Source organism: Pseudobutyrivibrio ruminis, from assembly GCF_015057245.1.
Classification (GTDB): Bacteria; Bacillota; Clostridia; order Lachnospirales; family Lachnospiraceae; genus Pseudobutyrivibrio; species Pseudobutyrivibrio ruminis_E.
On sequence record NZ_SVET01000002.1, the window covers coordinates 1 to 24,544 of the forward strand.

Consider the following 24,544-nt stretch of genomic DNA (forward strand, 5'->3'; position numbering starts at 1 on the left):
GTAGATGTACGGATGCACACTGCTGGGAATGGCTTGCCGATGCTTGTAAAGAAGCTTGACTCCTCAGGAAGTGTACCTGAATCTGAAACAACTGCGAATGCATTCATCTGCAAGTGGTTGTAGTCGTGGAAGCCAAGTGGCTCGTGCATGCGAACACGTGGGTCGAGCTTGAAGCCGGTAGCTTCGAGACGCTTGCGTGAACGTGGGTGGCAGCTGTAAAGGATTGGCATGTCGTACTTTTCTGCCAATGCATTGATAGCTGTGAAAAGGCTTGTGAAGTTCTTTTCTGTGTCGATGTTTTCCTCGCGGTGAGCTGAAAGAAGGATGTACTTCTTTGGCTCAAGGCCAAGTGTCTCAAGAACGTTGCTAGCCTCGATTTGCTCAAGGTTTGCATGAAGAACCTCTGCCATAGGAGAGCCTGTTACGTATGTGCGCTCCTTTGGAAGTCCGCACTCTGCCAAGTAGCGGCGAGCGTGCTCTGAGTATGCCATATTTACATCTGAAATAATATCTACGATACGACGGTTTGTCTCCTCTGGGAGGCACTCATCCTTACATCTGTTTCCAGCTTCCATGTGGAAGATTGGAATGTGAAGACGCTTTGCAGCAATAGCTGAAAGGCATGAGTTTGTGTCGCCAAGAATCAAAAGGGCATCTGGCTGAATTTCAACCATGAGCTCGTATGATTTTGCAATGATGTTACCAACTGTCTGACCAAGATTGTCACCAACAGCTTCCATATAAACATCAGGATCATCAAGCTGTAAATCCTTGAAAAATACTCCGTTTAGATTGTAGTCATAGTTCTGACCAGTGTGAGCTAACACACAGTCGAAATACTTGCGGCATTTCTTGATTACAGCTGCAAGTCTGATAATCTCAGGTCTTGTACCTACTATAATTAATAACTTTAATTTTCCATTATTCTTAAACATTTATACATCCTCTCTATATGTATCTGGTCTGTCTGATTCTAACAGTTCGTTGGCCCACATAAGGGTTACCAAATCCTGAGAATCGGAAAGATTGATGATATTGTGGGTGTAGCCAGGAAGCATGTGTACTGCCTGAATCTTTTCCCCTGAAACTTCGTATTCAATCACTGGGAATGAGTTGCCGTTTTCATCCACACCCACGCGGCGCTGCTGGATAAGACCATGGCCGCTGACAACGATGAAGAACTCCCATTTTGTGTGATGCCAATGCTGGCCCTTTGTTATGCCAGGCTTGCTGATATTTACCGAAAACTGACCGTGGTCAGTAGTCTTTAAAAGCTCTGTGAATGAGCCGCGGTTGTCCACGTTCATCTTTAAATCGAAGCACGCCTTTTCCTTTGGAAGGTATGAAAGGTATGTGCTGTAAAGCTTCTTTGCAAAGCTGCCATTTGGAATGGCTGGCATGATGAGTGAATGAGGCTCTTCCACAAAGCTATCAAGAAGCTCCACGATTTCGCCGAGTGTCACTGTGTGTGTGACTGGCACGTGGCAATAGCGACCGTCTGCCGCCTCTACCACCTGGCCCTGATCATCGTAATTGCAACGATGCTCCTGGCCGCGAAGTGCTGCAACCATTTCGTTAACCAAATCATCAATGTAAACAAGTGTAAGCTCTGTGGCTGGGTCGTTTACTGTGATGTCCAAGCCGTTTGCCTTGTTGTGGCAGAATGTGGCAACTGCTGAGTTGTAGTTTGGACGGCACCATTTTCCAAAAAGATTTGGGAAGCGGTAAACCAAAACCTTTGCTCCAGTCTCCTGCTGATATTTGAAGAAAAGCTCCTCACCTGCAAGCTTGCTTTTTCCGTAATCACTGCCGGCATATCTGCCAAGAAGTGTGGCCTGGATAGATGATGAAAGCATAACCGGGCAAGTGTTGCCGTGCTTTTTCAAAGTATCCAAAAGAGTGCTGGCAAAGCCGAAGTTGCCTTCCATAAATTCCTCTGTGTTCTGAGGACGATTGACACCTGCAAGATTGAAAACGAAATCGCAATCGCTGCAGAATCGATTCAACTCCTCTAATGAAGAATTTCTGTCATATTCATAAATTGTCAGGTCCTCATCAACAAAATGGAACCTATCTCTTCCATCTGCTGCACACTTAAGAGTCTCTACAAGATTCTTTCCAACAAAGCCTGCAGCCCCTGTAATTAATATTTTCAAAATTGTTCTCCATTTTTACATAATTAAACTCATTAATTATAGCACAACAATAAAATAAGTGCATTAAACTAAAAAGAGTTCGAAGACAAACTTAATCTGCCCTCGAACTCATGTAAATTAGATTGTAAAGAACTGTACGCTTTCGTTGATTGAATCTGCTGCAACCGCAACTGATGAAGCTGCGTTTGAAACAGTGTTACTTGATTCTGCAACGTTTCTTGAGCTTTCAGTTAACTGGTTAACTGTCGCTGTGATTTCCTGGCTTGTAGCTGACTGTTCTTCTGATACGGCTGCCATGTTTGCTGCCACATCGTTTACAGTTCCCATTCGCTCAGCCATCTTTGATAATGTGTCACTTGCATCTGACAGTGCAGCTGTGATGGTCTGGAATGTTGTTGCCGCATTATCAACTGCCTCTGAGCTATCATGAATCATCTTTGTGTTAGATTCTGAACGCTCTGCAAGGTCGCGAACCTTCATAGTCATCTCATCGATGATTTCACCGATTTTTCTAGTTGCCTCGGCACTATCATTTGCAAGCTGACCGATTTCGGAAGCAACTACTGCAAAGCCTCGGCCGTATTCTCCTGCACGGGCTGCCTCGATTGAAGCGTTCAATGAAAGAAGATTTGTCTGGGATGCAATACCGCTAATCATATCGATAATCTGATTGATTTCTGCTGCTGCCGCATCTACGGACTGAACTGCCTCATTCATACCGTTCATAGAAACAACTACATCTTCCATTCCCTTGCGAACATTTGTCATGTCCTCTGCGCCAACATTTGCTTTATCAACAAGCTCAACCATGCTTGTCTCAATCTGATTTTCAGACTCTGTAAGCTCTGAAACAGTCATTGAGAGAGATGTGGCATTTTCAGCTACCTCTGTAACTGACTCTGCCATGCTTTCCATGTTTGCAAGAATTGTTTCCATGGATCTAGACTGCTCGTTTGCTTCTGTATTTAAAACTCCAGCTGTGGACTGAGAATTCTTTGAATCAGTTTCAAGCTGAGTTGAAATGCCCTGAATGTTGCTGATAATTCCGCGCATGCTTTCGATGAATTTGTTCATGGACTTGTTCATGTAAGCAATTTCGTCGTTACCTCTGTCATCGATTGTAACTGTGAAATCACCCTGGCTGATATGCTCGATATTATCTGTCAAAGCAGCCACTGGCTTACGAATCATTTTATTCAAAGTTACATTGAATAAAACTGCTAGGATAATCATCATTGCTACTACTGCCCCGATGACAATAAGAAGCATGTATAACACATCTGCTAAAACATCTGTTGCCTTAGCATAATTTATAACTTTCCAATCAGTGCCTTCTACTGTGTAAGTTGAAACGAAGTATTGTCCGTCTGCACCATTCACCTTGGCAACCTGACCATCCTCATTTTCAAGGACAGCTGTCATGTTGTTAAATAATTTATTATCAACATCTGCTAAATTCTGACCGCACATCGCTGTATCCTCAGCACTTAGAATCAAGCCCTGTGAAGTAGCCATCATGGCACGGCCGGTGTTGTATAATGTGACGCTGTTTAAGTAATCCTGAGATGCAGACATCATAAGATCTGCGGCGATTACACCTTCTCTTCCGTCTTTTAAATGAACATGACGAAGAACCGTTGCACACAAGTTTCCTGTGTTCAAATCGAAATATGGAACATCATAGAAATAATAGTATGAATCCGTATATGCGATACCTTCTTGATACCATGGCTTTTCACGGATATCCATTCCTGGATCCCAACCTGTCAATTCAATGAAGGCGCCATCTGATAAAGATAGATATGCACCAGTTGGAATCATATCGTAGCGTCCCTTTGTCTGCTGCAAAAAGGCGCGAATCTCAGTATCGTCCTCGAATTGCTGAACCTCAATTGAATCTGCAATAGCATTCAAATAATAGAAGGTCGATTTTAACTCGCTGTTGATTGCCACAGCATCTGATTTGACGGATTTTTCAAATGATGTGTAAAGAAGCTCATGGATGAGTTTCGTATCAAAAACACCTACAAGTAGTACTAGTAATGCAATTCCGCCTGCCACAACAGGTAGAAAGATTGAAATCAACTTCGTACTTAGTCGTTTAATTTTGTTGCCTTTTCCTATACCATTCGTTTTCAAGTTCTTTCCTCCAGTCAGTAAATCTTGATGTCTCACGAACTCCCCGGTATAAAAAACTAGTTGATTATTCTACAGTTTCCACACAAAAAATTAAGTTACCACTTTAGTTTTCAAATTTCAACAGCAATTGCTCTATAAATTTATATGTACTGGCTTTTGTTCATAATCTGCCACGTTGATTGTGTAAGTTCTGTTGCCTTCAGCGTCCTCGCTTTCTAGAGTGAAGCCATAGTCTCCATAGAAATTCTTCACCATTGAGTTTTTAGCAGTTGGATAATAGTGGGCCACAATTTTATCAACGCCTTTTCCCTTGCAGCGGCTGACAAATTCGTTCATCATCAAATCTTCCATGCCACGCTTTAAAACTCGACAGCTCATAAGCCACAATTTGATATCTACAGTGCTGCCATCAATCTCTCCTGCAACAACTGTGACGATACCGTTGTCGGCGAACTTATCAACAAGCTTGCCTGCCATGCAGATGTGTTTTCCACCATCCTGCATCTGACGGATGTCGTCCTCGCTGCAGCGAAGTGTGGTGAGATTGAACTGGTTGGATTTATTTGTAAGCTGTGCCACGCGCTGAATCATGATTGGCTCGAAGCCTGTGATGTAGGCTGTCATATCCAGGCTATCAAGATACTGGCCATAGTCGGCGAAAGCTGCCTGAGCTTTCTTAGCCTCAGCCTTGGCGTGGTACATCTGAGTCTTTTTCATATCCTCGCCGGAGAAGTTGGTAACCTCGAAATATCCGCCGTGGTCAAGAACCTTGATGTAGTTTTCTGCCCCATCCATAGCAGGAGTCTCCACACCAAGCTGACTGTGGACAATCTCTCGCTCCGCAGGATTGTCATCCGCAAATACGAAGCTATCCACACCAAGTGTGAGCTCATCAGCCATCTGAGAAAGATTCAAATCCTTTGGGTCCCAGTTGGCCTTGATTGAAACGAAATCATCTGGGCGAAGAATGCCGTCTGGATGATTGAGGCCGGCGATTGCATTTGCCTCGTCGTTTTTAGAATCGATGGCAAGGACTACACCGATGTCCTTGAGATTCTTGCAGTAGCTTTGGAACTCGGCATACACCTGTCCTGCTGGAACCTCTGGGCCGATGGCAATTCCTTCCACTCCGTCGTCACCTACAATGCCGCCCCAAAGGGTGTTGTCCAAATCAAGGGCAAGAACCTTTTTGTTGCGTCCGTAGATGGACTTTATAATAGAAGCAACGGACTGAGCCACGTAAGGAATGGCGTCCATATTCATGGCGCACTTGTACATGTGCCAGTATTTGGCGTCATTCCACTGAGAAAGGCCGTAGTCCTGTGCCAGATAATCAATATCGTTGATATAAAAGCCAGTGTGATTATTTGCATAATCATAGAAACGCTGATTCAATCTTGAGATGAAATTGCTGCGACCTCTGTAGTCCCAGATGTCACGGTTGCCCATCAATCTGTAGTTTGGTCTATCGAAATTGTTCTGGATGATTGGACAATGGAACTTCTCCTCAAGGGCTGTCCACATAGCCTCAAAATGCTGATACTGATTCTCAAGCAAATCATCAACTGTGGATTTGTCCATATCCATCTGTGGAAAATCAGTGATATTTCTCCAGCTTGTGTGGATATATATGATGTCCGGATTCATTGCATCAAGCTCAGGGCTGCCAAACATGGCATCCTGCCAGTACTGACCGTACTCAGACTGATAGAAGCTGGCCTTGATTCCATGATTCAACAAAAAAATAGAAAGCATATCTACCACATCGTTTGTAGTGGAACCGCCCAGCACTGCAACCTTCTTTTCGATGAGTCCTGGCTTTTCAGATAGCTCTCTGTAAATCTTGGCGCGCTTTCTGCGCAATGTTTTTGTATCTAAAGGATAATTAAAACAATCCATTTTTACTCCTTTGTTTATACACCTGTTTATTAACGGCTAGCCACCACATCCACAATGCTGCCTACATTTTTAAGACCAGCAACTTCGTCCATTGTGAACTGGAATTCAAATTCATCCTCGATCATTTCGATGAGGTTCATCTGCATAAGTGAATCCCATCCTTCGATGTCGTTTGCTGTAGTAGATTCACTGATTTCAAGGCTTTCGTCATCGAAGGCATCCTGAAAGATTTCGTTTATTTTAGATAAGATTTCTTCTCTGTTCATGGTAATCTCCTTTATTCTAATCCTTTTACTTCGTAAGGAAGGGTCTTTGGCTTTGACCAGTCCAAGGTGTAGTTTTCGAATTTCAATGTGTTGGCACCATCGGCACGCATATCTGCAACGATGACTGGATAAGCTGCACCAAGGTCGCAAACGCAAAGGCCAAGGCTGTGGCTTTCGCCGGCTTTTGCTACACCATTTGAAACAAGCCATTCGTTGGTGATGCTGATTTCCTGGATGACGTCCAAATCACGGACGTACATGCAGTAGCAACGCTTTTCTGTGACGCCATTTTTATCTGTGTAGTCCCCAAAGAAATACTTTGGATGACGATAAGGAACATCAACGCACTGCTCTACATAGTGACCAAAAGTGATACCCTGGTGGGCTTCAATATCAAAGAACAGCTGCTTGCCGCCGTTGTCACGAAGATAGGTGAATGGGCCTGCATCGCCCCAGGCATCCTGATTGCTCATAGCTGCAAGACGATGTGCGTTCTTGCCCCAAACCATGAAGGAATACATTGGGTGCTTGGTGCGGATAAAGTCGGTTCTGTTTTTAAGAATCCAATTGTTTAGAGCGCCAACCTCACCTGGTGTGTTTAGATAATCGAAGCCATTGCCTCGGCAAAAGTCCCAGGAGAAAACTGGAAACAGAAGTGTGCCTTCCTCTCCAACTAAATCCTGTAACGTATTTACGAATTCATTTAAGAAATCATTTCTCTGCTTAACCTTAACCTGGCATTCGTTTTTGGCAACGAATAAAAGGTTTGTGATATCGCTGGCAACGTAAACCATGTCGCCACGGGCAATGCCAAGAGATGCGATTTCATTTTTTATATCATTTAATAATTCTTGTGATGTCATTTTATCCTCTTATTTTACTTCTACCAAGCCATTTTCATGAAGCTTGTGGGCGATGTCGATTAGCTCTTTTACTGGAACTCCTGTGATTTCGGAAATGCCAATCAAATCGTTGCGACCATCGGCGTAAGTCATGAAATACATCATGGCCATGACTGCATCGTAGCTTCCCTTTTTGCTGACTGTTGGGAAGAGACCACGCTTGCCAAGCTGTGGTTCGCAAGGTACTGTCATGACAAAAGTCTTGTTGTTTTCAAGAGCATCTACCACCTGAGTGACAACATCGTATGCTCCCTGAAATCCCTCTGGGCTAACGAGAGTCATATCATCAGCACTGGTGTGGTACTCTGGGTACTCGCCAAACTTACTGCGGCAGAAGCAAACCACTGGAAGGTCCACGCCTGCGGAATTGTACTGACGCTCGTCTGAACCGCGCTTCAAAAAGCTATAGTCGCTATATTTTCCTTCTGTATGAGTTTTTAGAACATTCGTAAGAACTCTGTCAGCAAGGGTATCTGCGTATTTACTATGTACAATTGAATAATCTCTGTCGTCGCCAACGCAAGAAAGATTAAATCCTGCAACGATATGCTGCTTCATGTGCTGCAAATGGTCGTCTGTGGCGATGTATGTGATGGAACCGATTGTCTCTGGAATGATTATGAATCGGTATGTGTAATGACGATTCTGTATCGTTTTTACGTATTTGATAAGCTCACACATCAGCACTGGGCCAGAGACCTCGTTGTTGGCCATAGATGGGTGGCAGTCATATGTGGAGAAGAAAATCTCCTCATCTGATTCACCTGGAAGGACCAGCTCTGCGTATGTAAGGTTGCCTTCGAAAAGCTCAGAATCGATGTACATGTGATACTTGCCAGGCTTGAGGCTATCCAGCTGATTCTGGCTCATGCAAAATCCGTAACGCTCCTTGTAGTAGCTGGTTACGTATGGAACGATGTCCGGCTGATCTGGCAAAGTGAAAATGTGCTGCTTTAATTCTTCCAAATCAACCCACTCATCAATTGGGGTAGAATAGCCCATCACGTGGAGATTGCTAACAGCCATATCTACGATGTGATTGCCTGCCTCATCCTCGATGTAGGCTGCGTTTATCTTCCATTCCTTTGGCACATTCCAGTCGAAAACCTGGGTGCCGCTGGCAACATTTTTTATTTCGAAGGTGATGCCATCATCGCCTGCAATCCTATCGGAACACATCTTTAAAGTCTGGCGAACGCCCTCGCCGGTGATGCTTCTGTTGATAGGAAAAAGCTCTGTGGCAAAATCATACATGCTCTGTCCGATTGAACTCATGAATTACTCTCCTAGCTTAACAATTACTTTTCCGTCAATCACTGCGATTGAACCGTCATTTGGATATGTTGGCATAGCCTGAACCTCAGCACTATCAGCGTATGTGCCGTCGTCCTCAATGAGGAGGTCGTTGCCAAATCCAAGGTGCTCCTGCATGAAATATCTTGAGCCGCCGTAAGTGATGATGTCGGTGAAGCGAGGATATTTTTCAAGCTGAACTGTCTCAAGCTGGTCTACTGGATCCACCTTTGCATTGGTGCCGTCGGAAAGATTTTCCCAACCAACGAAGACGATTTCCATATCATCGGAAAAGCCCTCTGTAGCTTTGATGTTTGCTACAAGCTCTGTGTAGTAGGCAGTGGCCTGCTCCTCTGCGATTTCTGCCTTCATGTAGGCAGCGTTATCAAGATATATATAACCCACAGTGAGAACTGCAAGTGAAAGAATCTGAATCCATGTGGCGATTGATGTAATGCTGCGGATGACGCCTGCCTTAAACTCCTGGGCATCCAGCATCTCAATCAAAAATACTGGAAGAAGGAATACGAAAATGTTGCCGTAAACCATAAGTGAATCTACGTGATATTCCTCACTAGTAGAAAGAAGGTAAACCACGTTCATTCCAATTGGAAGGAAAATGAGACCTACTAATGAGACGATTTTTACGGCTGCTTTGTTGGAGCTACGAACAAGCATCACTACAAGCTGGATGATAGTTACGACAACAACTAGTGCTGTGAAAGCTCTGAGATAAAGGAGCGCGTTGATGCCAGCCTGACGGAATCCAAAGAAAGCTGAAATGCTTTTGATAATCTGGTTTGGAAGAAGTGAGAGGCTATAGCCATCGTCCATTCCCTTGTAATTAACAGCTTCGATGCCCTTGATGTGCTGAGTGATGAAGCGCATTACGCCCCAGATACCAAGTCCTGCTATGAGCTCTGCCAAATATGTGAAACCGCGTTTTGCATACTCACCGATGGAAGTGATTTCATTTTTCAAAACGCCAAGTGTAAGTGACACAAGAAATGCTGCGATTGTAACAGCAAAAAATGCCTGGTAGATACCAAGGCTAAGTGATAAAACAACAGCGGAAAGGATGAAGTTTTTCACCGATAAAGACTTAAGCAAGATTTTTGCTGCAAGAACCGCAAGAAGGAGCGCCAGGAAGTATTCCCATGCTGTAAACATGAATGAGAAGATGCTGGTGACTACCGGATATACGGACATGATTGCGCCGATGAAAGCAGCTGCAACCTTTGACTTAATCTGGAACATATCCACAATAAGCATCGCTGCAAAACCGATGAAAATCAAAGACAAAATGCCATTGAATACAGGCACTGAGAAAAGCTTTGTGGTCATCATCTGAATGTCGTAGATGAATCCAAGAACCCATCTACCGGATTCGTATGTGCCGCCAAGTGAAAACAGGCAGGCTGCATTGTCATGATATGAAATGCGGTTGAACAAAACATATCCATGGGCCACAAGACCAGCCACCAAAACTGAGATTAGGGCTGTGATTTGTGTGCCAGTGAAATGATTTTTGATTTTCGAAAATGCTGTCTCTATCTGAGATGTGAAATTCATATTATTGCAATTCCTCTCCATCTTTTGTGATTATGCTATCAACGATATAAATTGGACGATTCTTCACCTCGGCAAAAATGATTGCAAGGTACTCTGAAACAAATCCAAGAATGATGAACAATACACCAAACATAAAGCAAAGTAAAACGATGATTGTTGAGTATCCATCAGGTGCAGTGCCAAGGAAGTACTGAACGATGGAATAAATCATAAGGATGAACGCAGCCACAAGTGATATAAGGCCTGCGTAAATTCCCATCTTAAGTGGCGCATCTGAAAAGTTGCAGATAGCATTAAGTGAAAGGGCGATGAGCGACTTAATGTTGTAGTTGCTTTCGCCGGCGATACGTGATGACGCCTCAAACTCAAGTGTTGTCTTTCTAAAGCCAACATTCTGAACATATCCACGAAGGAAGCGAACTCGCTCGCGGTAATCCTTCTTTAAAACAAGGGCAACTCTGCGGGAGATGCCGAAGAAATCTGATGAGTTGTTTTCGAACTTTGTCTTGCCTGAAAGCATATTCATGACTTTGTAGAAGCCCCAAGATGTGACGCGCTTGATAAGACCTGCGTCCTGGCGGGCTGTACGAATCATAGAAATAACATCATATCCCTCATCAAACTTGCGAGCCATATCTGCAAGAGATTCTGGTGGATGCTGCAAATCTGCATCCATGCAAACAACTGCATCGCCGGTAGAATAATCGATGCCGGCAATCATAGCAGCTTCATGGCCACGGTTGGCTGCAAAATTTACAACCTTCACATGATCATCCTGGGCAGCAAAATCACGAAGGATATTGATGCTGTCGTCACGACTGCCATCGTTTACAAAAATGAGCTCGTAGTCCCAGCCAGTCTGAGCAAAATCAGTGGCAAGGACCTGATTGGTATGCTCATAAAACTGATGCAAACCAAGGGCCTCATTATATACTGAAACAACAATTGATAATTTCTTAGCCATTTTGGATTAATCCTTTCAGCCTTTGAATGTAGGCACTGTTTCTCTAATCTTCTGTACAACCTCTGGAGCCTCGTTGCTGTATGCAAGAGTCATGAGGCACTGAAGATTCTTTATGAATTCCTCTGAATCAAACTTGATTGGCTCTGCCACGTGAATCAGATGATTTTCTGTTTCTTTAAGACCTTCCTCGCTCATAAGCTTTTCTTCGTAAAGCTTCTCGCCTGGGCGAAGGCCGATTTCTTCGATTTCAATATCAACGTCTGGACGAAGACCTGCAAGCTCAATCATGTTGCGGGCAAGGTCCAAAATCTTTACAGGCTCACCCATATCAAGGACGAAGATTTCGCCGCCTGATGCATTGGCGCCTGCCTTAAGTACAAGGCTGACAGCCTCTGGGATAGTCATGAAGTAGCGGATGATGTCACGGTGTGTAAGAGTGACAGGGCCGCCCTCTGCTATCTGCTTTTTGAAAAGAGGCACAACGGAACCGTTGGAACCAAGCACGTTTCCAAAACGTACTGCAACGTACTCTGTGTGGCCGCTGCCTGCTGGCACCTTTTCAGAATCTGCTGTATCGATATCAACCTGGTGAGTGATAAGTGTTGGAAGCATATCCTCGTGGTTGTTGCGAACCATGTTGTCAAAGGTCTGGATGATCATTTCGCATATACGTTTTGTAGCACCCATTACGTTTGTAGGGTTAACAGCCTTGTCTGTGCTGATAAGAACAAAACGGTCGCATCCATATTTCATGGCAGCATAAGCTGTCTTGTAAGTACCAACTGCATTGTTTTTGATTGCCTCGCAAGGGCTGTCCTCCATGAGAGGCACGTGCTTGTGAGCTGCAGCGTGGTAGCAGATGTTTGGTCTGTATGTTTCAAAAACTGACTCGATACGACGGGCGTCGCGAACCGAACCGATAAGTGTAACTAAATCAAGCTGTGGATATTTGTGCTTGAGCTCAAGCTGGATATCGTAAGCGTTGTTTTCATAAACATCAAAAATGATAAGCTGCTTTGGACCGTACTTTGCAATCTGGCGGCAAAGCTCTGAACCGATGGAACCGCCACCACCTGTAACAAGAACAACCTTTCCCTGAAGCTGAGCTGCAACATCCTCCTGGTGAAGGCTGATTGGATCACGGCCAAGGACATCCTCGATGGTGATGTTCTGAAGATTGCCAGCGCTGATGATGCCGGCCTTTTCAGCGTACATATTTGGAAGCTGCTTGATGCGGCAGTTTGTTTCCTTGCAAAGATTGATAAGGTTACGCTTTTCGCTAGGTGCAAGTGTTGCGATGGCGATGTAGATTTCCTTTATCTCGTACTTTTCAACGGCATAAAGGATTTTGTCGCGGCCACCGATAACCTCTACTCCATCGATGTAGCGTCCCCATTTGTTAGGGTTGTCGTCGATGATGCAAACAACCTTGGCAGAACCATTTGCTCCGCCATTTACAAAATTGACGTCGCGAAGAATCATACGGCCTGCTGAGCCAGCGCCGATAAGAAGTACGTTTGTATCAGCATTGCCTGCCTCGCGGCTGTCGCGAAGAAGCAAGATAAATCGATATGAGAAACGGATAACCACGCCAAAGAAGAACTGGAATCCGATTCCGAATACGTAGTATGAAATTGGCATTCTGTAGATGAATGCTGTGACGATAACTGCGTTTGCTATAAGTGTTACGGCTGTAGAAAGAACCAATTTCTTGAGCTCGTAGAAGCTAGCGAAACGCCAAATGCTTCGATACAAACCAAAGAGCTGGTAAATCACAACTGTAAAGATAGCGTATGGAATGATGATAAGATAATACTTTTCAAGATAATATGGTTCGATATGAGAAAACTGACAATCGAATCTAAGCCATAGCGCAAGAAAATACGAAAGCACAACGGTTATAAAATCGTAGGCAAGTAAGAAATATGCCACCTTGTGCCAATGCTTCATTTTATTCATAATCTCCATTTAAGATTAATCCTCCAGTAAATAAAAAATACGATATCTGGGCTCTAAGCCCATGATATCGTATTATAACATAAATCGAATTTAATAATATAGGTAATGACTATTATTTCAAACCAGTTACTTCGTATTCCTGAGTCACAGGATCTGGAATCATTCCGTAGTTCTGTGCACAGTATGTCTGAAGGTCCTTACCAAAGTTTGGACCGTATGTAACTGTAATCTTATCTCCATTTGAAAGACCAGATGATGTATCTGCACGGAATGTGATTCCTTCGTAAATATCATCATCGGATGTGATTTCAAGCTCTACAACACCCTCTCCATCGTTTCCTGAGAATGTAACCTTTAGGTCGTCGAAAGGATTGAATGTAACAACATCTGCAAGGCCAACTACTGAAAGCTCCTGAGCATCTGCCTCAAGCTTGATGCCGTAGTGCTCTGCGATGTAGTCCTCATCGATGCTCCATGAAAGCACAACCTCATCACCGTTTGAAAGGTCTGTAGATGTGTTGAGCTCGTATGTGATACGTGACTGCAAATCAAGATCTGCAAATAAGCCTTCCTTAAAGATATCCTGTGTGTCTGTAAGGCCAAGCTTGTCAGCCTCGCGCTGAATCTTTGAATCAAGCTTTGCATTCTGTGAGAAATCATACAAGAACTCATCATTATCAAATGTGACTGTAGCTGTTCCCATTGAATCGTAACCTGTAAATTCAACTGTAACATAGTCGTTGATATTCATCTTCTTTGGAGCGTTGAGGAAATAGAATACACCACCTGCAACTGCTGCAATTACAACTAATATCGCAATTATAATAAATTTCTTACTTCCCTTTTTCTGTTCATTTTCTGCCATAATAAACCTCCTTAAATTTGGTTTTAGCACTTCAAGAATGATACTACAAATCCACGGGTGAATGCAAACTTATTATGTGGGCTTTAGAAAGTTTTAGAATTGGATTTTAGTGCTGGTGCTCGCTGCCAGGCATTGGGCGGCGCTTTGCTGTGAGCTCCTCCACGTCAATTCGCATAACCGTTACAATAGAAACCATTCGCTCGTCAAACTGGAAATCATCCTTGCCAGTTTGTGTCTTCATGAGGGCTACCAGGGCATCAATTTTTTCCTGTGGGTCTTCTACTATTTTCACCTTGCCAAAGCCCATGGCACATTCGTAAACCATGCCATACTGACAAGCCATGCGCCCCTCGAATGGAGCTACATTGCACTCCATTGTGAAGCAGCAGTTTGGGTTCTTCCTAATTATATCCAGCTTGCGGCCTTCGTGAGCACCGTGAAGATAGATGATGTAATGGCCATCTGCCGGGTCCTTCACCACTCCATAGTTGAGTGGTACCACGTATGGCATGCCGTCATCCACCAGCCCCAGGTGAAGGTACTGGCTTGTGTTTAGGATTGCGTCTATTTCTGCTGGATCTGTGATTTCTCTTTCTCTACGTCTCATTGTGGGTCTCCTTTTTGTGTTTTTTGGTTGGTACGTTGGCTAGTTTTTTGGTTTGAATCTTGCGGGTGTTGGTTTTGGGTCTTAGTTTGGGGGCTTTTTCCCGGGATTTGTATGGGAATTAGGTGTTTTTGAATGATTCCCATACAGGTAGTTTTTGAAAATGTATGGGTTTGGGATAGTTTAGGTCATTTCCCATACAGCTTGTTTTTGGAAGTGTATGGGTTTTGGGCTGTTTAGTGCATTTCCCATACAGTCAATTTTTTTCATTGTATGGGTTTTGTAGTTTTTGAGCTATTTCCCATACACTTAGAAAAATTAGGTGTATGGGTTTTGAACAGTTTTAGTCGATTCCCATACAGTTCTAAAATCTAGGTGTATGGGTTTTCAGTAATTTGAGTTCATTCCCATACAGTTTGAAAATCTAGGTGTATGGGTTTTCAGTAATTTGAGTCCATTCCCATACACTTTGAAAATCTAGGTGTATGGGTTTTCAGTAATTTTAGCTGTTTCCCATACATATTATTCATTATTTGATAATTCAGAAGAGCTTTCTACCGGCTTAATCATGAGATTATCAGCTATCGCAGACTTCTTTGAAAACTTCAATGTAGTGTAACCAATAATGCTAAAAGCTACCGCCCCAACTAGATTAACTAGCAAGTCCTTCATGGTGTCTATGATGCCTATGTCGAGATAGCCACCAAGTACTGTGTAGGATTGGCCATCGGCTGTGTTGATTACTGTATCTGTGATGTTATTAATGACAAATGGCATGCCGCTGTCGTTTGGATCAAGTGTGACTGAGCCGATGGTCTGGACGACGAAGTCCTTTTGCATATCAACATAGAAAAGCTGATCCATGGCGAACTCAAAGAATTCCCAGATTACACCTACAGTCATAGAGAAGCAAAAGGCGACAAGCGTCAAATAGAATGGAGACAGATTGAAGTGCTTACTACCTCGGTTCAGCAAATAAATCAAGGAGAATCCTATAGCAGCACACAGGAATCCATTCATTGTATGAAGCATTGTGTCCCAGCCAGGAATGATTACATAATAGTGATTCACTTCACCAAGGATTTCTGCAGCGTAGATAAAGCCAAAGATGATAGCCTGGAACACAGCAGGAAATTCAATCTTCATCTGCTTCTGCAGCACTGCTGGCATCAAAAACAGAAGTAATGACAAGATACAGATTGCAGCGCTTTCATAGTTCTGTGTGATGATGCATCTGATGAGAGTAAGTATAACCAGCCCACGTAAAATCAAATAAAAGATGAAAGTTCGCTTATTCTTTTTATAGCTATCCACTAGGGAATTCTTATAATCGATTATCTTCATGCTGCCGCCTTTCTCCTTGTTTATATATTAAAGTAAGGATAGCAAACTGGGTGGGCAATATCAATCGAAGAAATCATCTCCCAATCCCATAATCCTAGAAAGTATTTCTATGTTCTTCTCACTTTTCCCTTCGATAAAACGAATGTCTTCTTCCGCCATTTGATACATTATTGAAGCCGGGCGAATCTGTACTTCCAAATCCTCATAATGCTCTTTCCAAGGTCTTGACATCACCTCATATAAAGCTTCAATATGAAAATCAGTTCCGTTTTCTAATTCAACTCCAAATCTTAAATCATTGTTCCTGATGGCATTTTTTAATTCTTTAATTTCTTTCTTTGTAAAGCCCTTTTTCCTTAAGATTTCGCTATTTATTGTATAACCCCCTTTTGTATTATCAGCTCTTATTAAATCGAGAACAACATCCCAGAACAATAATACTTCCCTTATTGTATTCTGTATTAGATGCTTAGAATTCCATTCCTTTTTCTTTATATACTCATCCCAAGTTGGCATTTCAATAGCCACATAATCATACCTATGAATTCTGTAATAAAGAACTTTTTTATCTTTAGAATTAAGCAATGAGTAGAAGCTTTCCATCTCAGATTCTACATTGATTTGATCATACAACTCTTCCGCATCACCATCATAGTTTTCAATATATTTCATATAAATTACATCAGCAATTTTTAGTATTTATTTTGCATTCTCAAATTCTTGATATTCATCGGTTTCGCCATATGAAACATCTTCCCAAAATCTCCTTTCTATTTCATTTTTTAATACTTTTTCATACTGATATTTTGCTTTCGCCATAAGAAATTCTCTAAGTGCTGCATCTGATGATTCCGCACTAACAAATATCATGTCATCCGCTTTTGTATTGAACGAATCAAAATCATAATCCCAATCGTGTAGTTTCAAATCATATTTTTCCGCTATCATAAAGCTCTTATTTTTAGGATAATATCGTTCATGTTTTTCTCTAAAGTGTGATACTCCTTTATAGGTTGCTTTTTTCTGTAGACGTGGATATCCTTCTCTCCTATACGCTTCATCCGCCATTGCAAACCTCACTTCATCAATTGTGTTTGAAATACTAATTCCTTTTATTGCTTTAAAATATTTTCTGTCATAATAGTTTATGTCCTTAATCTTCAATCCATTTTTATTGAGTGTTTCAATAACCATATCCTTGATATAATTGTTGCGTTTTTCTTCCTCAACACATTTCTCAATAATTTGTACGGCTAAATAAATTGTGTCTTTATATTTTTTCTCCATTTAAAGCCTCCTTTCATTCTTGCAACGAATATACTATGTATTAACGCCAAAAACTTGTTTTTATTAATTATTTTTTTGGAAATCTAAAAGAAACGATGTCAAAGAAGGCTAAACAATCACCTGCGATTAAGTGAATACTTAATGACTGGATTTTCTCACTTAACTTTTTATAAGTGAGGATAGAGGAAGCTGATTTTACACTTAACTTTGCAAAATCTAGTTAAGTGGATTTTGCAAACACTATTTTTTCACTTATATGATTTGCGAAAATGTTAAGTGTAAATCACTGTTTTCATATTTTCACGCAACAATTTGAGGATTTTTGTTAAGTGGCTTTTCCAACTCAGAAATTCCCACTTAAAAGTGTTAAGTGTTTTCATTTTTTTCTTTTTTTACACTTAACTATTCTCCAAAAAAGTGCGTTTTTCTGGAGATTTTTGAAATACACTTAACTATTTTCAAAAATTGGTAAGTGTATTATTGAAAGTAAGTTTTTCCACTTAACTTCTTTAGCCAAGATACAGAGGAATCATTTTTACACTTAACTACTCTATCCAGGAAACAGAGTAAACACCTTAACAGCAATAAGCCCTGTCTATTTTTTTACTCTCAGTTAAGTGAAAATCACAGGCTTCTGGTTTGCCACTTAACTTTTTATAAGTGGGGATAGAGGAATCTGATTTTACACTTAACTTTGCAAAATCCAGTTAAGTGGATTTTGCAAACACTATTTTTTCACTTATATGTTTTGCCAAAAAGTTAAGTGTAAATCACTGTTTTCACATTTCCACGCAACAATTTTGGGATTTTTGTTAAGTGAATTTTCCAGTCCTAGATTTCCCACTTAAGAATGTTAAGTTTTTAAAAAATTTCTTTTATTACACTTAACTCTCCTCCCCAAAATTGCGTTTTTCTTAGCATTTCAAAATTTCACTTAACTATTCCACATAAAAAAGGCCATGCCGGCGGAGCCGGGCATGGCCTTGATAGTCCAAGAACTGTGTCAGTTCAAAGACTATGGTTATTCAAAAACTTATTTTATTCAAAGCAAGCACGGATAACTTCGATGATTCTATCCTGCTGCTCTGGAGTCATTTTGTTGTCGCTAGGGAGGCAGAGGCCGCGGGCGAAGATGTCGCTGCCCATGTCAAGTGGCTGGCCGTCGGTGCCGAGGGCGCCGCCTGCGATGTAGGCGTTGGTAACGGCGCGGCCGTTGCCTTCGCGAGTGATGAATGGGTTCAAGCGGTAGATTGGCTGCATGTGCATTGGCTTCCAGATTGGGCGGCCTTCTGCGTTGATGCTTGCGATGGCATCAAGAATTTCAGTTGGGCAGCTCTTGCCGTGCTCTGGTGTGTAGAGTACATCCTGCTCACCGCGAACCTGTGGGCACATTGCTTTCTTATCGATGATCATGCATGACAACCAGTAGTTTGGCTCAGACTTTTCAAAGTCGATAGGGTTCATCTGAACTGGAAGTCCCTTGAAGCCATCGCGGTATCTTTCGTAAATAGCCTTCTTCTGAGCGATGTGTTCCTCAAGGTGAGGGAACTGACCACGGACAACACCTGCGATTACGTTGCTCATGCGGTAGTTGTAGCCAAGCTCCTCATGCTGGTACCAAGCTGCAGCTTCGCGGGCCTGAGTAGACCACTTGCGAACCTTTTCAGCAGCCTCCTTACTATCTGTAAGGAAGCATCCACCAGCTGAGCCAGTGATGATTTTATTTCCGTTGAATGAGATGGTGTTGAACTGACCGAATGAACCAGTCTGGACACCCTTGTATGTAGCGCCAAGAGATTCGGCAGCATCCTCAACAAGGATAGCGCCGTGCTTTTTGATGATAGCGTTTAATTCATCAAGCTTACCAGGTGTGCCGTAAAGGTGAGCGCAAACTACAACCTTTACCTCTGGGTAGATTTCGAATGCCTTTTCAAGGGCAACTGGATCCATGTTCCAAGTGTCAGCCTCAGTGTCGATGAACACTGGAATACCTCCCTCGTAAACCACTGGGTTTACAGTTGCATCGAAGGTCATATCTGTACAGAAAACGTGGTGGCCTTCGAGAGCGCCGTGGCCTACCTGTGGCATGCCATATGCTTCAATACCTGCGAGCTTGCAAGAAAGATGAAGTGATGCTGTGCCGGCTGAAAGAGCAACGGCATATTTTACTCCTACCTTTTCTGCAGCAAGGCGCTCAACCTCTGTGAGGTTTGCTCCTACTGTGGACATCCAGTTTGTATCGTAAGCTTCCTGCACGTATTTGATTTCCTCACCGTGCATTGTTGGCGATGAAAGCCAAACCTTATCTTCGAATTTATCAAATGATTTTGTAAGCATTTTTATCTCCTTGTTCAAAAACAAAAAATAGCTGTGGCGAACCACAGCTATCATTATACTACAAAATATTTATTTTTCGAGTAGCTTATCCTTTGACTGCACCACCGGTTACACCCTCAACGTAGAATTTCTGCATGATGATGAACAAAATAGAGATTGGTACGGCAATCATAAGTCCACCGCAGCAGAAGTATGTGAAGTACTGGTTAACAAGTGCTCTCTGGAGCAAATTGAAAAGACCGAGGGCCATTGTCCAGTCTGATGCATCCTTTGACTTAATCATCAAACGAACCATGACGAAATCCATCCATGGATTCAGGAAGGAATTGATTACGGTGTAAACAATCATTGGCTTTGAAAGTGGCACAACAATCTTTGCGAAGATAGTAGCTTCCGATGCGCCCTCAAGCTTAGCAGCTTCGTGCAATGACACTGGAATGGTGTCGAAAAAGCCTTTCAAAATCAGATAGCCAAGTCCTGATGCTCCTGAGTAAAGGATAATCAAACCTACCACGCTATCTGTCAGGCCAAGCATCTTCAGGATGAAGTACATGGCAATCATTGAAAGTACACCTGGGAACATGCCGAGGATCAATGAAAAGCTCATGAGTTTCTTTCTACCTTTGAACTCGATGAATGAAAACGCATATGCGGTCATGATTACAAAGATAGATGAAACAAGGCAGCTGAATACACCGATTATCATGGAGTTTTTGAACCATGCTGGGAAGTTAGCAGTTGAGTCTGGTTCGAAAAACAGCTGGTGATAGTTGGCAAGTGTCCAGTGAGCAGGGAAAAAGTGGTTTGTGTTGATTCCCTTTTGTGTGCTGAAAGTGGTGACAACCAGCCAGAAAACTGGTATCAACCAAATGAAAGCCAAGATAGCTAAAAATACGTGTCTTCCGATAATTTTACCTGTTTTTTTCATTATCTATATACCCCCTCTTTATCTCCACCTATCATTCTTGAGAAAGTAAGAAGTGAAAGGGCTGCACAAACTATGAATGTTATGATACCGATAACTGATGCCATCTTGAAGTTTGAGTACTCGTTTGTCAGTCTGAATAGCCAGGTGATGAGCAGGTCGACTTCGGTGGCATGTGAGTTTGCCATAGACATGTTTGTTGTCTTGTAGTTGTATGTAAGCAAATAAATAACATTGAAGTTGTTAATATTTGCAATTACTGACTGGATCAATGATGGGCCGGTGATGAACATTACGTATGGCATTGTAATCTTCCAGAAAATCTGGAATTTGTTGGCGCCATCGATTTTTGCTGATTCAATCTGGTCTGATGGGATGTTCATAAGGATACCTGTTGCAACAAGCATCTGATATGGAATACCAACCCAGATATTTACCAGGATGATGGTCACGTGAGCCCAGCCTGGTCGTGACAAGAATGGGATGAAGGCATCGCCTGCGTTAAGAAGTCCGATATTCTTGAAGAAATCGAGAATACCTACGTTTGCACAAAACGTATTTACGATACCATAATCACCAAACATCTTACTGATAAGAAGCAATGTTACGAACTGTGGAATACCGATTGTGATAACAAAAAGTGTTCTCCACATGCCCTTAAACTTTGTGTCGTCGTGATTGATGAACTGAGCTAAAAGAATTCCACCAAGGAATGTTGTAGCTGTTGCAAGAACGGCCCAGATTAATGTCCAAATCAAAACTCTTACAAACGCGTAGCCAAATGTGATGGTCTGGCTGGTTGTAAAGAGGTTTACAAAGTTCTTAAATCCAACCCATGTGAAAAGATATGTTGGTGGCTGGTGATTCTCATCGTAATTCGTAAATGCGATACCTACCATGAATAGGATTGGAATAATGTTGATGAGAATTACTCCAATACTTGGCAATGTAAGAAGAGTGATGTGGAAGCGCTCGTTTTTGAAGCTCGCGATATCTTCCTTAAATGTACTTAAGTGTTCTCCCTCTTCCTGCATCTTTTGAAGGCGATAAACGGCCTTGATATTTGCAATATATAGTGCCAGAAATGCTATGATAACAAGGATTCCGATGATTCCGTAAAGTAGAATCAAAAGAGAATTATCATAATCATTTACTGTTTTTTGCATAGTTAATGGATCAAAGATTTCCTCTCTTTGGACTGTACCAAGAGTTGAAAGCTTTGACATGTATGGTGCGAAAACGCGAAAAATTGAGGCTAGCACTCCTACCTCAAGTAAAGTCATAAGTATTCCGCGGATGAATTGTTTTCTCCCAAAATATCCAGCACCCATAATCAAAAGGGAGAGCTTGACCCAGATGTCACCTTTGGCTATGGATGTGAAAAAGTCTTTGAAATATACGCCAATTTTCTTCATAGAATTATTCCTCTGATTTATAAAAGCTCATGAGCTTGAGTTTCAAACCCATGAGCTTATTTATAAGGACAGTCGCAGCCATTAGAAGTTTGCTTTCAGCAAAGGCTGCTCCAGTAATACTTGTTCATGAACTTACAGTTCAGAACAAGCATTATTTTTATTCAACAGGTTGAGTGATTCCAGCTACTGCATCATCAAGAACTTCCTGGCTTACTTTGCCATCAAGGATGTTCTTTCCAAGTGACTCTGCTGGTGTCCAGTAGTTTCCGCCAACTCTCTGAAGCTCTGCGAATTCTGACTGAGCTGCAAGAGCGTCAAGTGCTACTGAAGAAGCCTGTGCAAGTGCCTCTGTGTTTGAAGGGCCTTCGCCTGTAGCTTCGTATACAGCTTCCTGTGTCTCAGCGTTTGTAAGGTACTCAGCAAGAAGCATTGACCAACCTGTGTTCTCTGCGTATGCGTTAACACCTACGAACTTGTATCCTGAGTATGAAGCCATCTGCTTGTCTTCGCCGTTAACCTGGAATGTAGGAAGCTTTGTAGCTGCATAGCCATCGCCATAAGCCTCTGAGAATGCGTTAACATTCCATGTACCAGAAACGTATGCTACAACCTTGCCATCGTTAAGGTTTGCAAGAAGATCATCGTTGCCATAGCTCTTGAATGCGCTTGAAGATGCGATGCTCTGAAGTGATTCTGCAGCTGCAAGACCTGTCTCAGAGTTCCAGTCGCAGTTGTTTGACTGATCTTCATTTTCTGTAAGTGTACATCCAGCGCCCTGGAAGAAACCGTAGAGATACCAGCCGTTTGCTACCTCACATCCAACTTCCTTGCCAAGCTCCTCAGCCTTAGCTGTAAGTGCTTCCCAAGAAGCTACATCTTCCTCTGAAAGCTGTGTTGAATCATAGTATAAGAAATAGCCGTTTGAAGCTGTGAATGGATAGCCATACTGCTTGCCGTCGTACTGTCCAGCCTCAACTGTTGCTGGTGTGTCTGTTTCGTTCATGTCATATGTGTACTGAGCTGCTACTTCATTAAGAGCGCCTGCCTTAACAAGTGCCTCAAGCTGATCATCTGGGAATACATAAACATCAGCTGCTGCCTCAACATCCTCAAGTACACGGTCCTTCATATCAGCTTCTGATACAGCACCGATTGTGATGTTGAAATCTACGTCAGGGTACTCTGCTTCGAAAGCGTCGCAGCGTTCCTTCATAACTGTCTGGTACTCTTCTGTCTCTGAGCACCAAAGCTCGATGTTTACTGTACCTTCTGTTGAAGCGATAAGATTTGCGATAGCATCATCAGATGATGCTTCCTCTGTAGCTTCTGTAGATTCCTCTGTTGTTGAACCTGTCTCAGCTGTAGTCTCTTCTGCTGCCCCCCCGCATCCAACAAAAGCTGATGTAGCCATTGCTGAAACAAGAAGTGCTGATAATAACTTCTTCTTCATTATTACTTCCTCCATTTTCTTCATTTTTTATACTCCGGTGATTGCGACTTTGCGCAATCGGTTGTTCTTCATACATAATCGTAATGCTTATATCGTTTTTCGTCAATTAAGCATTTCCGACAACTATTTTATGACATTTTTGTGAATATTACTAATTTGTGCTGTCTCTCATTTGGATATTAAAGTCGCTTAAGGTGAGATTTGTGACATCTTCCCCATCTAAGTTGCGCATAAGCATAGACAAGCCTTCGGCGCCCAGCTTCTTTGCATCGAAATACAAGCTAGTGATAGATGGTTTTGATGTAGAAAGTAAATTTGAATCGTAAAAGCTGCACAGCTTGATGTCCTCTGGAACAGATAGACCATCGTTGTGCAAACAATTAAGAACTGAATTGCAGAGCATGTCATCCATGCAAACAATGCACTCGGCCCCCTCTGCGATGGCAGTCTTCAAGACTTTGTCCATGCGGTCGCTTTTGTGCATATTGAGATAAATCTGATTTTCGTCAGCCTTCATTCCACGATTAATAAAGCCCTGGCGGAAACCTGCCAAACGGCTGTGAGTAACGTTGATATTTTCACCACCGCCAATAAGGGCCATGCGAGTGATGCCCTTGTCGATAAGTGTTTCAATCATGCGTGTGGCTGCCCCCTCATTATCGTGATCGATAAAAGGAACACCTGGCTCCATTGGGTCGCCCACTACGATGTATGGAATTGATGCTTCTTTTAGGAAATTGATAACCTTAGAATCCTGCTCGCAACGGCTGACCATAACAGCGTCGATTTTTTTGTTCCGCACTGCGTGCTTCAACGCTGATATGCCGTCGTTATCTGCAAGAATGATAAGAACGTCGTATTCGTATTCCATGGCTCTGTCGCAGACACCTGTCATGAGAGTCTGGAAATATGGCATCTCGCCGAGAGCTGAATCGGCAGGAAAAACCAGCCCCACGTTGAATGTGCGGCTAGCTGCCAAAGACCTGGCAACGGCGCTAGGTCTGTAATTTATTTCTTTTATGAAGGCATTAACTTTTGCCCTGGTTTCCTCGGAAATTCTGCCTTTGCCAGAGATAGCTCTGGATACTGTTGTTTTGGAAAGCCCCAATTCTTTTGCTATTTTATCTAATGTATAACCCATAGTTTCCCCCTAATACTGTGGTCTTC

General features: G+C 42.5%; 21 protein-coding genes. 1 reads left to right on the top strand and 20 read right to left on the bottom strand.

Annotation, left to right across the window (positions count from 1 at the left end; all coding sequences use genetic code 11):
• From E7274_RS02075 to E7274_RS02160, 18 genes are all read right to left on the bottom strand, one after another.
• Positions 1–935 (bottom strand): UDP-N-acetyl glucosamine 2-epimerase (locus tag E7274_RS02075; protein WP_304173313.1); only part of this gene is annotated, 935 nt, incomplete at its 3' end.
• On the bottom strand, positions 936–2,156 hold the full coding sequence (locus E7274_RS02080) for a polysaccharide biosynthesis C-terminal domain-containing protein (RefSeq protein ID WP_304173315.1): 1,221 nt from the start codon (positions 2,154–2,156) through the stop codon (positions 936–938).
• Positions 2,157–2,273: 117 nt separating this feature from the next.
• Positions 2,274–4,295, bottom strand: coding sequence for a methyl-accepting chemotaxis protein (locus E7274_RS02085; RefSeq protein ID WP_304173317.1), 2,022 nt, complete (start codon positions 4,293–4,295; stop codon positions 2,274–2,276).
• Positions 4,296–4,427: 132 nt separating this feature from the next.
• Positions 4,428–6,194, bottom strand: coding sequence for an HAD-IIIC family phosphatase (locus E7274_RS02090; protein ID WP_304173319.1), 1,767 nt, complete (start codon positions 6,192–6,194; stop codon positions 4,428–4,430).
• 29 nt (positions 6,195–6,223) lie between these two features.
• Positions 6,224–6,460, bottom strand: coding sequence for an acyl carrier protein (locus E7274_RS02095; protein WP_304173321.1), 237 nt, complete (start codon positions 6,458–6,460; stop codon positions 6,224–6,226).
• An 11-nt stretch (positions 6,461–6,471) separates the two neighbouring features.
• A complete protein-coding gene (locus E7274_RS02100) occupies positions 6,472–7,323 on the bottom strand; it encodes an AAC(3) family N-acetyltransferase (RefSeq protein ID WP_304173323.1) in 852 nt (283 codons plus the stop codon).
• 9 nt (positions 7,324–7,332) lie between these two features.
• Positions 7,333–8,637 (bottom strand): DUF4910 domain-containing protein, encoded by a 1,305-nt coding sequence (locus tag E7274_RS02105; RefSeq protein ID WP_304173325.1) that lies wholly within the window; start codon positions 8,635–8,637, stop codon positions 7,333–7,335.
• 3 nt (positions 8,638–8,640) lie between these two features.
• Positions 8,641–10,227, bottom strand: a complete 1,587-nt coding sequence (locus tag E7274_RS02110) for a glucosyltransferase domain-containing protein (RefSeq protein WP_304173327.1) — start codon at positions 10,225–10,227, stop codon at positions 8,641–8,643.
• Position 10,228: 1 nt separating this feature from the next.
• Positions 10,229–11,191, bottom strand: coding sequence for a glycosyltransferase family 2 protein (locus E7274_RS02115; RefSeq protein ID WP_304173329.1), 963 nt, complete (start codon positions 11,189–11,191; stop codon positions 10,229–10,231).
• Positions 11,192–11,206: 15 nt separating this feature from the next.
• The gene (locus tag E7274_RS02120) at positions 11,207–13,159 is read right to left on the bottom strand and encodes a polysaccharide biosynthesis protein (RefSeq protein WP_304173331.1); all 1,953 of its coding nucleotides are present in this window, start codon (positions 13,157–13,159) and stop codon (positions 11,207–11,209) included.
• Between the two features lie 103 nt (positions 13,160–13,262).
• Positions 13,263–14,015, bottom strand: coding sequence for a hypothetical protein (locus E7274_RS02125; RefSeq protein ID WP_304173333.1), 753 nt, complete (start codon positions 14,013–14,015; stop codon positions 13,263–13,265).
• Between the two features lie 106 nt (positions 14,016–14,121).
• Entirely contained in the window at positions 14,122–14,622 is a 501-nt protein-coding gene (locus tag E7274_RS02130; protein WP_304173335.1) for a pyridoxamine 5'-phosphate oxidase family protein, read from the bottom strand.
• 519 nt (positions 14,623–15,141) lie between these two features.
• Positions 15,142–15,963: a hypothetical protein gene (locus E7274_RS02135; RefSeq protein ID WP_304173337.1), complete on the bottom strand. Its 822-nt coding sequence runs from the start codon at positions 15,961–15,963 to the stop codon at positions 15,142–15,144.
• A gap of 60 nt (positions 15,964–16,023) precedes the next feature.
• Positions 16,024–16,635 (bottom strand): hypothetical protein, encoded by a 612-nt coding sequence (locus E7274_RS02140; RefSeq protein ID WP_304173339.1) that lies wholly within the window; start codon positions 16,633–16,635, stop codon positions 16,024–16,026.
• 27 nt (positions 16,636–16,662) lie between these two features.
• Positions 16,663–17,250, bottom strand: a complete 588-nt coding sequence (locus E7274_RS02145) for a hypothetical protein (RefSeq protein ID WP_304173341.1) — start codon at positions 17,248–17,250, stop codon at positions 16,663–16,665.
• A 1,038-nt stretch (positions 17,251–18,288) separates the two neighbouring features.
• On the bottom strand, positions 18,289–19,587 hold the full coding sequence (locus tag E7274_RS02150; protein WP_304173343.1) for a DegT/DnrJ/EryC1/StrS family aminotransferase: 1,299 nt from the start codon (positions 19,585–19,587) through the stop codon (positions 18,289–18,291).
• Between the two features lie 85 nt (positions 19,588–19,672).
• Complete coding sequence (locus tag E7274_RS02155; protein WP_033151948.1) at positions 19,673–20,515, bottom strand: sugar ABC transporter permease; 843 nt, start codon at positions 20,513–20,515, stop codon at positions 19,673–19,675.
• Positions 20,515–21,927, bottom strand: a complete 1,413-nt coding sequence (locus tag E7274_RS02160; RefSeq protein WP_304173345.1) for a carbohydrate ABC transporter permease — start codon at positions 21,925–21,927, stop codon at positions 20,515–20,517. The genes E7274_RS02155 and E7274_RS02160 overlap by 1 nt, the downstream gene beginning before the upstream one ends.
• Positions 21,928–21,977: 50 nt before the next feature.
• Between E7274_RS02160 and E7274_RS02165 the strand changes: the two genes are divergently transcribed.
• The gene (locus E7274_RS02165) at positions 21,978–22,100 is read left to right on the top strand and encodes a hypothetical protein (RefSeq protein WP_304173347.1); all 123 of its coding nucleotides are present in this window, start codon (positions 21,978–21,980) and stop codon (positions 22,098–22,100) included.
• Here E7274_RS02165 and E7274_RS02170 read toward each other — a convergent pair.
• Together E7274_RS02170 and E7274_RS02175 are read right to left on the bottom strand one after the other, a co-directional pair.
• Entirely contained in the window at positions 22,085–23,377 is a 1,293-nt protein-coding gene (locus tag E7274_RS02170; RefSeq protein WP_304173348.1) for an extracellular solute-binding protein, read from the bottom strand. The two genes, E7274_RS02165 and E7274_RS02170, sit on opposite strands and share 16 nt — an antisense overlap.
• Before the next feature lie 151 nt (positions 23,378–23,528).
• Positions 23,529–24,518, bottom strand: a complete 990-nt coding sequence (locus E7274_RS02175) for a LacI family DNA-binding transcriptional regulator (RefSeq protein WP_304173350.1) — start codon at positions 24,516–24,518, stop codon at positions 23,529–23,531.
• Between the last annotated feature and the right edge of the window lie 26 nt (positions 24,519–24,544).